Origin of the sequence: Leifsonia sp. CL147 (assembly GCF_900114565.1) — a bacterium.
Classification (GTDB): domain Bacteria; phylum Actinomycetota; class Actinomycetes; order Actinomycetales; family Microbacteriaceae; genus Leifsonia.
The window spans coordinates 144,641-156,746 of record NZ_FOTM01000001.1; the positions used below are offsets into that span (position 1 = coordinate 144,641).

The 12,106-nt window shown below is 62.5% G+C and carries 5 protein-coding genes and 3 rRNA genes; 7 read left to right on the forward strand and 1 reads right to left on the reverse strand.

Annotation, left to right across the window (positions count from 1 at the left end):
• Nucleotides 1-529 precede the first annotated feature (529 nt).
• The 5 genes from BM287_RS00780 (at nt 530) to BM287_RS00800 (ending at nt 8,922) form a co-directional block, all read left to right on the forward strand.
• A 16S ribosomal RNA gene (locus BM287_RS00780) occupies nt 530-2,053 on the forward strand.
• Nucleotides 2,054-2,507: 454 nt separating this feature from the next.
• A 23S ribosomal RNA gene (locus BM287_RS00785) occupies nt 2,508-5,622 on the forward strand.
• A gap of 133 nt (nt 5,623-5,755) precedes the next feature.
• Nucleotides 5,756-5,872 (forward strand): 5S ribosomal RNA (rrf, locus tag BM287_RS00790).
• The 16S, 23S and 5S rRNA genes sit together here, the layout of an rRNA operon.
• A gap of 1,216 nt (nt 5,873-7,088) precedes the next feature.
• Nucleotides 7,089-7,928, forward strand: a complete 840-nt coding sequence (locus BM287_RS18000) for a hypothetical protein (protein WP_244527799.1) — start codon at nt 7,089-7,091, stop codon at nt 7,926-7,928.
• Entirely contained in the window at nt 7,903-8,922 is a 1,020-nt protein-coding gene (locus BM287_RS00800) for an HAD-IIA family hydrolase (RefSeq protein ID WP_090035340.1), read from the forward strand. Before BM287_RS18000 ends, BM287_RS00800 begins: the two co-directional genes overlap by 26 nt.
• A gap of 6 nt (nt 8,923-8,928) precedes the next feature.
• Here the strand turns inward: BM287_RS00800 and BM287_RS00805 are convergent, their stop codons facing one another.
• Complete coding sequence (locus BM287_RS00805) at nt 8,929-9,921, reverse strand: o-succinylbenzoate synthase (RefSeq protein WP_090035338.1); 993 nt, start codon at nt 9,919-9,921, stop codon at nt 8,929-8,931.
• Between the two features lie 56 nt (nt 9,922-9,977).
• Between BM287_RS00805 and BM287_RS00810 the strand changes: the two genes are divergently transcribed.
• Nucleotides 9,978-10,889 (forward strand): 1,4-dihydroxy-2-naphthoyl-CoA synthase, encoded by a 912-nt coding sequence (locus BM287_RS00810; RefSeq protein ID WP_090035335.1) that lies wholly within the window; start codon nt 9,978-9,980, stop codon nt 10,887-10,889.
• 5 nt (nt 10,890-10,894) lie between these two features.
• The gene (locus BM287_RS00815; protein WP_244527800.1) at nt 10,895-12,088 is read left to right on the forward strand and encodes an AMP-binding protein; all 1,194 of its coding nucleotides are present in this window, start codon (nt 10,895-10,897) and stop codon (nt 12,086-12,088) included.
• The last annotated feature ends 18 nt before the right edge of the window (nt 12,089-12,106 follow it).

Consider the following 12,106-nt stretch of genomic DNA (forward strand, 5'->3'; position numbering starts at 1 on the left):
TCCAGGGCCTGCGTAAAGTACTTACTTGTCACCCCAAAGGTGCGGGAGAGCGGAAGAGCTCCCCGGCCTCAAGCGGGACCGAATCCCAAAGCCAAGCGGCAATCTGAACTTGAATTAGTTCGGTCGCTGAGCTTAGGATTAACACCCACTCACAGAGCAGGTCTGACTGGTTCAGTTCGTGAGATCGGTTGTGCCCTTATACGGGTCAACGAGATCACGGCGCGCCGATTTGACAAACTGACTGCGAGTGGTAAAGTAGAGAAGTTGCCTCGCGGAGACAGCCGGAAGGTTGAAAAGCGAGAGCGTCCGATCCTTGAGAACTCAACAGCGTGCACAATGTCAAATGCCAAATAACCTCGGCATTGACTGTCTAGACCTAGTCTAGCGGTCGATGCGAGATTCCTTTGGATTAGAACAGAATGTCAGTAGATATTCGAAACTAGTCAAGACAAACTCGCAGTGCCCGGACACATTTCCTGTCCGAGCCTGCACCATGTTTCCCGATCGCTTGCGATCGCGGAGCTAAACATTTACGGAGAGTTTGATCCTGGCTCAGGACGAACGCTGGCGGCGTGCTTAACACATGCAAGTCGAACGATGAACCCGGAGCTTGCTCTGGGGGATTAGTGGCGAACGGGTGAGTAACACGTGAGTAACCTGCCCTTGACTCTGGGATAACCTCCGGAAACGGAAGCTAATACCGGATACGACGTACGGAGGCATCTCCTGTACGTGGAAAGAACTTCGGTCAAGGATGGACTCGCGGCCTATCAGGTAGTTGGTGAGGTAACGGCCCACCAAGCCTACGACGGGTAGCCGGCCTGAGAGGGTGACCGGCCACACTGGGACTGAGACACGGCCCAGACTCCTACGGGAGGCAGCAGTGGGGAATATTGCACAATGGGCGCAAGCCTGATGCAGCAACGCCGCGTGAGGGATGACGGCCTTCGGGTTGTAAACCTCTTTTAGTAGGGAAGAAGCGAAAGTGACGGTACCTGCAGAAAAAGCACCGGCTAACTACGTGCCAGCAGCCGCGGTAATACGTAGGGTGCGAGCGTTGTCCGGAATTATTGGGCGTAAAGAGCTCGTAGGCGGTCTGTCGCGTCTGCTGTGAAAACCCGAGGCTCAACCTCGGGCCTGCAGTGGGTACGGGCAGACTAGAGTGCGGTAGGGGAGAATGGAATTCCTGGTGTAGCGGTGGAATGCGCAGATATCAGGAGGAACACCGATGGCGAAGGCAGTTCTCTGGGCCGTAACTGACGCTGAGGAGCGAAAGCGTGGGGAGCGAACAGGATTAGATACCCTGGTAGTCCACGCCGTAAACGTTGGGCGCTAGATGTGGGGACCATTCCACGGTTTCCGTGTCGCAGCTAACGCATTAAGCGCCCCGCCTGGGGAGTACGGCCGCAAGGCTAAAACTCAAAGGAATTGACGGGGGCCCGCACAAGCGGCGGAGCATGCGGATTAATTCGATGCAACGCGAAGAACCTTACCAAGGCTTGACATACACGAGAACGGGCCAGAAATGGTCAACTCTTTGGACACTCGTGAACAGGTGGTGCATGGTTGTCGTCAGCTCGTGTCGTGAGATGTTGGGTTAAGTCCCGCAACGAGCGCAACCCTCGTTCTATGTTGCCAGCGCGTAATGGCGGGAACTCATAGGAGACTGCCGGGGTCAACTCGGAGGAAGGTGGGGATGACGTCAAATCATCATGCCCCTTATGTCTTGGGCTTCACGCATGCTACAATGGCCGGTACAAAGGGCTGCAATACCGTAAGGTGGAGCGAATCCCAAAAAGCCGGTCTCAGTTCGGATTGAGGTCTGCAACTCGACCTCATGAAGTCGGAGTCGCTAGTAATCGCAGATCAGCAACGCTGCGGTGAATACGTTCCCGGGCCTTGTACACACCGCCCGTCAAGTCATGAAAGTCGGTAACACCCGAAGCCGGTGGCCCAACCCTTGTGGAGGGAGCTGTCGAAGGTGGGATCGGTGATTAGGACTAAGTCGTAACAAGGTAGCCGTACCGGAAGGTGCGGCTGGATCACCTCCTTTCTAAGGAGCAACTGGCACCCTCGGGTGTCCAGGCGCCGGATCTGAGGCTGTTCTTACCAGTTCGGTAAGACTCGTTCTCAGCCGGTTAGCTCATGGGTGGAACATTGACATTGGTGCAGAGCCGAACGGCTCGAACTCAGTACATCCGCTTGCGGATCGGAAAGGTTCGATTCTGGAAGCACTGCACATGCACGCTGTTGGGTCCTGAGGGACCGGACCTCATCCGATCGGATGAGAACCGAATCCTCTGGACCTTTTCTTGTCGGCCATAACTCGGCCGGCGGAGAAGGTACCGCCCGTACTTTGAGAACTACACAGTGGACGCGAGCATCTTAGATTCGAACCTTCGGGTTCGGATCACAAAGATCAACAAGCAGTACTTCATGTACTGACTTATAGATCATTGGTCAATCTGCTCATCTTTTGATGGGCCGATCGATTCAAACTCATGTGATTTCAAGTTTCTAAGAGCAAACGGTGGATGCCTTGGCATCTGGAGCCGAAGAAGGACGTAGCAATCTGCGATAAGCCTCGGGGAGTTGATAAGCGAACTTTGATCCGAGGATTTCCGAATGGGGAAACCCCGCTGGGCCCTTTATGGTGACCCAGTGACTCCCGCCTGAATATATAGGGCGGGTAGAGGGAACGTGGGGAAGTGAAACATCTCAGTACCCACAGGAAGAGAAAGCAAAAGCGATTCCGTTAGTAGTGGCGAGCGAAACCGGAAGAGGCTAAACCGATCATGTGTGATAGCCGGCAGGCGTTGCATGGTCGGGGTTGCGGGACTTTTCAGCAGATTCTGCCGAACTGCAAGCGTTACAAAGGATCATAGGTGAATGGCATTGAAAGGCCAGCCACAGTGGGTGCAAGCCCCGTAACCGAAATGGTCCAATGGCGCGAAGAGTATCCCAAGTAGCACGGGGCCCGAGAAATCCCGTGTGAATCTGTCAGGACCACCTGATAAGCCTAAATACTCCCAGATGACCGATAGCGGACAAGTACCGTGAGGGAAAGGTGAAAAGTACCCCGGGAGGGGAGTGAAATAGTACCTGAAACCGTTTGCTTACAAACCGTTGGAGCCTCCTTGTAGGGGTGACAGCGTGCCTTTTGAAGAATGAGCCTGCGAGTTAGCGATATGTGGCGAGGTTAACCCGTGAGGGGTAGCCGTAGCGAAAGCGAGTCTGAATAGGGCGATTCAGTCGCATGTCCTAGACCCGAAGCGAAGTGATCTATCCATGGCCAGGTTGAAGCGACGGTAAGACGTCGTGGAGGACCGAACCCACTTAGGTTGAAAACTGAGGGGATGAGCTGTGGATAGGGGTGAAAGGCCAATCAAACTTCGTGATAGCTGGTTCTCTCCGAAATGCATTTAGGTGCAGCGTTGCGTGTTTCTTGCCGGAGGTAGAGCTACTGGATGGCCGATGGGCCCTAAAAGGTTACTGACGTCAGCCAAACTCCGAATGCCGGTAAGTGAGAGCGCAGCAGTGAGACGGTGGGGGATAAGCTTCATCGTCGAGAGGGAAACAACCCAGACCACCAACTAAGGTCCCTAAGCGCGTGCTAAGTGGGAAAGGATGTGGAGTTGCACAGACAACCAGGAGGTTGGCTTAGAAGCAGCCACCCTTGAAAGAGTGCGTAATAGCTCACTGGTCAAGTGATTCCGCGCCGACAATGTAACGGGGCTCAAGCACGCCACCGAAGTTGTGGCATTGACATTATTGGTAGGCCTTCGTGGTCCAGCCGTGTTGATGGGTAGGAGAGCGTCGTGTGGCGAGTGAAGCGGCGGTGTGAACCAGCCGTGGACGCCACACGAGTGAGAATGCAGGCATGAGTAGCGAAAGACGGGTGAGAAACCCGTCCTCCGAAAGACCAAGGGTTCCAGGGCCAGGCTAATCCGCCCTGGGTAAGTCGGGACCTAAGGCGAGGCCGACAGGCGTAGTCGATGGACAACGGGTTGATATTCCCGTACCGGCGAAGAACCGCCCCAGTCAATCCAGTGGTGCTAAGAGTCCTAATCCTGGACACCGATCCCTTCGGGGTGACGGTCCGGGCCTAACGCTCGACCCCATGCTGGTGCGGCTAGCGTATTAACAGGTGTGACGCAGGAAGGTAGCCCAGCCGGGCGATGGTAGTCCCGGTGTAAGTGTGTAAGCCGAGAGATAGGCAAATCCGTCTCTCACATAGGCCCAGGCACGATGCGTAGTCTTCATTGACGAAATGGGTGATCCTATGCTGCCAAGAAAAGCATCGACGCGAGGTTCCAGCCGCCCGTACCCCAAACCGACTCAGGTGGTCAGGTAGAGAATACCAAGGAGATCGAGAGAATCGTGGTTAAGGAACTCGGCAAAATGCCCCCGTAACTTCGGGAGAAGGGGGGCCTGAGGCGTGAACGGACTTGCTCCGGGAGCGTTTGAAGGCCGCAGAGACCAGTGGGAAGCGACTGTTTACTAAAAACACAGGTCCGTGCCAAGTCGCAAGACGATGTATACGGACTGACGCCTGCCCGGTGCTGGAAGGTTAAGAGGAAGGGTTAGCTTCGGCGAAGCTCAGAATTTAAGCCCCAGTAAACGGCGGTGGTAACTATAACCATCCTAAGGTAGCGAAATTCCTTGTCGGGTAAGTTCCGACCTGCACGAATGGCGTAACGACTTCCCAGCTGTCTCAACCGCGAACTCGGCGAAATTGCACTACGAGTAAAGATGCTCGTTACGCGCAGCAGGACGGAAAGACCCCGTGACCTTTACTACAGCTTGGTATTGGTGTTCGGAGTGGCTTGTGTAGGATAGGTGGGAGACTTTGAAGCGGACACGCCAGTGTTCGTGGAGTCAATGTTGAAATACCACTCTGGTCACTTTGGATATCTAACTTCGAACCGTAATCCGGTTCAGGGACAGTGCCTGGTGGGTAGTTTAACTGGGGCGGTTGCCTCCCAAAAAGTAACGGAGGCGCCCAAAGGTTCCCTCAACCTGGTTGGCAATCAGGTGTCGAGTGTAAGTGCACAAGGGAGCTTGACTGTGAGACTGACAAGTCGAGCAGGGACGAAAGTCGGGACTAGTGATCCGGCAGTGGCTTGTGGAAGCGCTGTCGCTCAACGGATAAAAGGTACCTCGGGGATAACAGGCTGATCTTGCCCAAGAGTCCATATCGACGGCATGGTTTGGCACCTCGATGTCGGCTCGTCGCATCCTGGGGCTGGAGTAGGTCCCAAGGGTTGGGCTGTTCGCCCATTAAAGCGGTACGCGAGCTGGGTTTAGAACGTCGTGAGACAGTTCGGTCCCTATCCGCTGCGCGCGTAGGAAATTTGAAAGGATCTGACCCTAGTACGAGAGGACCGGGTTGGACGAACCTCTGGTGTGTCAGTTGTTCCGCCAGGAGCACCGCTGATTAGCTACGTTCGGGATGGATAACCGCTGAAAGCATCTAAGCGGGAAGCCGGCCTTGAGATGAGATTTCCATGCCTTCGGGCGAGAGGCTCCCAGCTAGACTACTGGGTTGATAGGCCGGATGTGGAAGTGGGGACTAAAGACCCATGGAGCTGACCGGTACTAATAAGCCGATAACTTGATAATCACCACTCTCATACATGTTGTAAGGCTGGTATGAGGGGCTGAGATTGCACGCGTCCACTATGTGGTTCTCGATGTACGGTCGAGAACTGATTCAAGCGAAGCTTGATCGTTCACTTTGATACATCAATAGTGTTTCGGCGGCCATAGCGAGAGGGAAACGCCCGGTTACATTCCGAACCCGGAAGCTAAGACTCTCTGCGCCGATGGTACTGCAGGGGGGACCCTGTGGGAGAGTAGGACACCGCCGGACTTCTTTGTGAGATGGCCACCCAGTGATGGGTGGCCATTTCGCGTTAACGGGGTCGGTTGCAGCAGGAAGCATAGGCTGGGCTCGACCCGCCAACTCGACAGGAGAAGCCGTGAGCGACACACCGGCAGACGAGAACGCTCGGAACGACGAGCCGCGTCGTCGCCAGCAGCCGGGTCGCCCGGCACGAGGCGGCGACGGATACCGGTCGTCTCGGAACGATGGCGATCAGCGTGGCCGTCCCCGAGCCGGCGGCGCTTCGCGCGATCGCTCGTCGACCGGCGGCGACGGACCGCGGAGAACGGACCGAAGCGGCGGAGGAGACCCAGCTGCGCGGCGCTCGGACGGGTCCCGTCCTCGCCGCGAAGGCTCCGACTCCTACCCCAGCCGTGACCGGAACGCGGCGCGCGGATCCGAGCGCCGTGGCGAGGGGGGACCGTATCGCGGGCCCGACCGCGACTCCCGCGACGGTTCTCGTTCGAGCGGCGGACAACAGCCGCGAGGCGCCTCCGATGGTCGATACGACCGCCGAGCCGACAGCGGTTCGCGCGGCGGCTCCGGCCGCAGCGACGACCGGGGTGCGCAGGGTGGCTATGGTCGTCGTGATGATCGCGGTGCGCGAGCCGGCTACGGTGGCCAGGATCGTGGAGGCGATGGCGCCCCGCGGGGCGGCTACCGTCGCAAGGACGACGATGGTTCGCGCGGTGGATACGAGCGTGGAGGTGACCGGGGCGCGCGGCGGGACGGCGATCGCGCCGGCGCGGGCCGTTCGCGGGAAGAGCGGCAGCCCCGCGAGTGGAAGCCTCGCGCTTCCGGAGACGGAGCTCGGACGGGGCGTCCGAGCGGTTTTGCGGGGCAAGGACGCACGGATCGCCGTGAGGGATATCGTGGCCAGGACGACCGACGAAGCGATGGGCAGCGGTCGGAACGTCCTCGGTCCGATCGGAACGACGACCGACGGCAGCACGGCTCCACGGGCGACCGTTCGGGCTCCCGTCCCTGGTCGGCCGCGCCGCAACGGGAGCAGCGCTCGGGCGCCCAACGCGCCGGCGGCTCACGAGGCGACTCGGGCACTTTCCGAAAGGACGGGCCGCGGCGCCCCGACCGCGACGATCAGCTGTGGACGCGCGACGGACGTCCGGCGCGCGGAGACAAGGACGCCCGCGATCAGTCTCGCTGGGATGACGAGGACGCACGGCTCGCGCGGGAGCTCCAGTCCGTGCGCCCGCGCCACGATGACCCGCTCATCCCCGAGGATGTGCAGGCACGAGACCTGCCGGGTGCGGCGCGGGTCGAGCTGAAGACCCTCAGCAAGGACAACGCCGACTGGGTCGCCAAGCACTTGGTGATGGCCGGTCGTCTCATCGACAGCGATCCCGAGCTGGCGCACCTTCATGCCATGTCGGCGTCGCGTCGCGCAGGTCGCGTGGGGGTCGTTCGCGAAACGCTCGCGATCACCGCGTATGCGATCGGCGACTTCGCACTCGCCCTCCGCGAACTGCGCACGTACCGCCGCATCTCCGGATCCAACGACCAGCTGCCACTCATGGTGGACAGCGAGCGCGGCGTCGGCCGCCCCGATCGGGCACTGGAGCTCGGCCGATCCGTCGACCGCACCAGCTTGCCTGCGGATGTCCAGGTCTCTCTCGCCATCGCCATGTCGGGCGCGCGCCTGGACCAGGGGAACCCGGAGGCCGCACTCGCCGAGCTCGAGATTCCGCAACTGGACCCGAACCGGGCCTTCGCCTACAGCGCCGATCTCTTTCACGCCTACGCCGAGGTGCTCGAGGAGCTCGGCCGCAGCGAAGAGGCCGCACGCTGGCGCGAGCGGGCGGCAGCCGCAGAGGCCGCCTTCGACCAGGCGGACGTCGAAGAGCACGAGACGGTCGACATCATCGAAGAGGACCTCGGCTTCGGCGAAGACGAGCTTGCCGCCGACGATGAGCCGAACGACTCCGATGAGCCGGACCACCCGGACGACGCGGCGGAAGAGTCCGCGGCGAGCCACGACCACGAGGAGGGCGAGCCCGACGATGGCACTGTTCCGACGCAGCCCTGAGGACCGCGCTCCGCTCGACGGGGTCGACCTGCTCCTGGCTGACCTCGACGGTGTTGTCTACACGGGCGCGGAGGCCATCCCCTATGCGGTGGAGAGCCTCAACAGCGCGGCAGAAACCTGTCGAGTGGGTTACATCACCAACAACGCGTCGCGGACGGATGCCACGGTTGCCGCGCACCTCAGAGAACTCGGCCTGAGGGTCGAGCCGAGCGATGTCGTGACGTCGCCGCAGGCGGCGGTTCGGTTGCTCGCCCAGCATGTGCCGGCCGGCTCCAGCATCCTCGTCGTCGGGGGCGATGGTCTGGTCGACGAGCTCCAGAAGGGCGGCTTCACGGTGACCCGGTCCGCCGAAGACGAACCGGCCGCGGTGATCCAGGGATTCGCTCCGGAGGTGGGATGGACGCAGCTCGCCGAGGCCGCGTTCGCTCTCCAGGGGCGCAGTGACGACGAACGTCCGTGGATCGCCACGAACACGGACTGGACCATTCCCGTCGCCCGCGGGATCGCGCCAGGCAACGGGACGCTCGTCTCCGCGGTGCATACCGCCGTCGGGCGATTGCCTCTGGTTGCGGGAAAGCCGGAACGAGCGATCTTCGACGAGGCGGTGGCGCGCTTCGGCGCACGGCAGCCGCTCTTCATCGGCGATCGCCTGGACACGGACGTGCTCGGAGCCAATCGGGCAGAGATCGCGTCGGTCCTCGTGCTCACCGGAGTCGATCGAGGCAAGCAGTTGCTCTCCGCGGCTGCGGACCTGAGGCCCACGTACATCCTGCGGGATCTTCGCGACCTCACCGCGCCGTATCCGCGGCCCCACACGGCGCGCGATGGAGCGGTGACGGTCCGCGATGCGACCGTGGCGATCGTGGGAAACGAGGTGCGCATCCTTTCCGAAGGCAGAGACGACGTGGACCTGCTGCGTGCAGCCTGCGAAGCCATCTGGAGTTCCGGACGTGCCATCTACGGCCTCGACGTGCCGGAGCGGCTGTACGTCTGAGGCCGGTCAGAGGGCGGCGGCGTGCTCGATGAAGCGGTAGCTCCGCCGAATCCGTCCGTGCCACCACTCGGTGCGTTCCTCGTCGGCGCGGAGCGCATCCAGTCGTGAGGACGAAACGGCCGGGCGCACGACCGGGATGCTGCCGTCCACGGGAACGAGCGGCTCGTCGGCGACGTCGTCCACGAACATCGCGACCGTCCCGAGGCCGCAGTCGAAGTCGAGGTCCGGAAGGGCGGCGGCGAGGTGAGCGCCCATGGCGATGCCGACCGACGTGTCGAGGGCGCTGGAGACGACGGCCGGCAGCCCTGCTGCTGCGACGATCCGCTGGGCCGCATGCACTCCGCCGAGCGGCTGCGCCTTGACGACCACCAGGTCGGCGCCGCCGGCTTGTGCCACGGTGAGCGGATCGGCCGCCTTCCGGATGCTTTCATCCGCGGCGATCGGGATGTCCATGTAGGCGATGCGTCGACGGAGTTCGACGAGTTCGTCGACGGTCGCGCACGGCTGTTCCACGTATTCGAGGTCGAACGGGGCGAGGGCGTGGATGGCGTGCTCCGCCTCGTCGAGATTCCACAGCGCGTTCGCGTCGATCCTCACCCGGCCCTCCGGACCCAGCACCTCCCGCACGGCACGTACCCGGGCGATATCGTCGGCGAGCGTCTGCCCGGGCTCCGCCACCTTGACCTTCGCGGTACGCGCGCCGGGATATCTCGTCAGGATCGCCGCGACGTCATCCACCCCAACGGCGGGGACCGTGGCGTTGACCGGGATGCGCTCGCGCAGTGGTGCGGGCGGTTCATGCCAGCCGAAGTCGACGGCTGCGCGGAGCCAGGCGGAGGCCTCCTCGTCCTCGTATTCGAGGAAGGGTGAGAACTCGGTCCACCCCAATGGCCCCTCGAAGAGGACCGCCTCCCGCACCGTGATTCCTCGAAAGCGTGTGGTCATCGGCAAAGAGACCACGCGCGCAGTTGCTAACAGGTCAGCGAGGTCCGGCAGCATTCCACCAGTTTTGCACGACGGGCTCGTCCGAGAACCGCGAACCGTAGTCTGGACGCATGCAACCGGACGTGTCAGAACTCTTCGATCCCGACGTGTGGCGCGAGGTCCCCGGCTTCGGCGGCCTCACCGACATCACCTACCATCAGGATGTCAGCGGGCGGATAGTGCGGGTCGCCTTCGACCGCCCAGAGGTACGGAACGCGTTCCGCCCGCACACGGTCGACGAGCTCTACTCGGCTCTCGAAGACGCCCGGACGAACCCCCGGGTCGGCGTGGTGCTGCTGACGGGAAACGGCCCCAGCCCGAAGGACGGCGGCTGGGCCTTCTGCTCGGGAGGAGACCAGCGGATCCGAGGTCGCGACGGCTACAAGTACGCCGAGGGCGAGAACGCCTCGGGCATCGACAGGGCGCGAGGGGGCCGGCTCCACATTCTCGAGGTGCAGCGTCTGATCCGGTTCATGCCGAAGGTGGTCATCGCGGTCGTGCCCGGTTGGGCCGCGGGGGGTGGGCACTCTCTCCACGTCGTCTGCGATCTGACGATCGCGAGCGCCGAACACGGTCGCTTCAAGCAGACGGATGCCGATGTCGGATCGTTCGATGGAGGGTACGGGTCCGCGTACTTCGCTCGGCAGGTCGGGCAGAAGTTCGGCAGGGAGGTGTTCTTCCTGGCGCGCGAGTACTCGGCACAGCGCGCGTATGAGATGGGCGCGGTCAACGCGGTGGTCCCGCACGCCGCGTTGGAGACCGTGGCGCTGGAATGGGCCGACGAGATCCTGACGAAGTCTCCGACGGCCATCCGGATGTTGAAGTACGCGTTCAACGCGGTCGACGACGGCATGGTGGGGCAGCAGCTGTTCGCCGGGGAGGCCACCCGGCTGGCCTACGGGACCGACGAGGCCGTGGAGGGCCGGGATGCGTTCCTCGAGAAACGCGAACCGGACTGGTCGCCGTTCCCCTGGCAGTACTGAGGCGCGTGGATGTGGGGCGCGTGGATGTGGGCGGGCGGATGACACGGCGGTTGCGAGTGGTGGATGCCGGCCACCCGGAGGACGTCTTCGTCGCGCTCCGGGACGCGTTGACGGGCGGAGGCGACGCGGTCCTGCCGCGGGCCGGTGAGGCGCAGGCCGGTGAGTCGACCGCGGAGGAGGGCGAGCTGGTGGCGCAGAATGTCGCGCTCGTCATCGAGACGTCCGGTTCGACGGGAGTACCGAAGCGTGTCGCCTTGTCGGCGGACGCTCTGCTCGCCAGCGCCGCCGCCTCTGCGGGCGCCCTCGGAGGCCAGGGGCAGTGGCTGCTCGCGCTTCCGGCGCACTACGTCGCCGGTGCACAAGTGCTGGTTCGGTCGCTCGCCGCCGAGACGGAGCCCGTGTACTACGGGACCGGGCATTTCGACCCCGAGCGGTTCGCGGAGCTCGCTGCCGGACTGCACGATGGGCCTCGATACACCTCGCTGGTTCCCGTCCAATTGGGGCGGCTGCTCGACGCTGCCGAGAGCGGATCGAGGAGGGTGGCCGATGCGCTGAGACGATTCGACGGCATCCTGGTCGGTGGGCAGGCGTTGAGTCCGGCGATCCGAGAGCGTTCCGAGCTGGCGGGTGCTCGCGTCGTCACCACGTATGGGTCGAGTGAGACGGCGGGCGGGTGCGTCTACGACGGGACACCGATCGGCACGACCATGGTGCGCGAGGTGGAGGGGCGCCTCGAGATCACGGGAGCCGTGCTCGCCGAGGGGTATCTGGGCGATCAGAAGCGAACCGCGGAATCGTTCTACGAGCGCGACGGTCTCCGGTGGTACCGCACGGGGGATCTCGGCGAGGTCGACGCGCACGGGCGGGTGACCGTGTCCGGGCGAGCGGACAACGTCATCATCTCGGGGGGTGAGAAGGTCCTTCTGGATGCGGTGGAGCGGGTCGTGAAGGAGGTCCCGGGGCTGGAGAACGCGGTCGTCGTCGCGGCCGGGCATCCCGAATGGGGACAGGTTCCCGTGGTCGTCGTGGAAGGGAGAACGCCGGCCGGGCTCGCCACGATCCGTCGTGCCGTGACGGAGCAGCTCGGGCGCGCGGCGGCCCCCGCCCGGCTCGTCGAGGTGCCTCGGATGCCGCGGTTGTCGAGCGGCAAGCCAGACCGGCTGGCGCTCGCCGAGGTGGCGAGGGAAACGGAGGCATAGCCGATGTTGTTACGATTC

Coding starts and splice junctions, on each gene's coding strand:
- BM287_RS00800 (WP_090035340.1), top strand. CDS start 7,903: ATGGCACTGTTCCGACGCAGCCCTGAGGACCGCGCTCCGCTCGACGGG.
- BM287_RS00805 (WP_090035338.1), bottom strand. CDS start 9,921: ATGCTGCCGGACCTCGCTGACCTGTTAGCAACTGCGCGCGTGGTCTCT.
- BM287_RS00810 (WP_090035335.1), top strand. CDS start 9,978: ATGCAACCGGACGTGTCAGAACTCTTCGATCCCGACGTGTGGCGCGAG.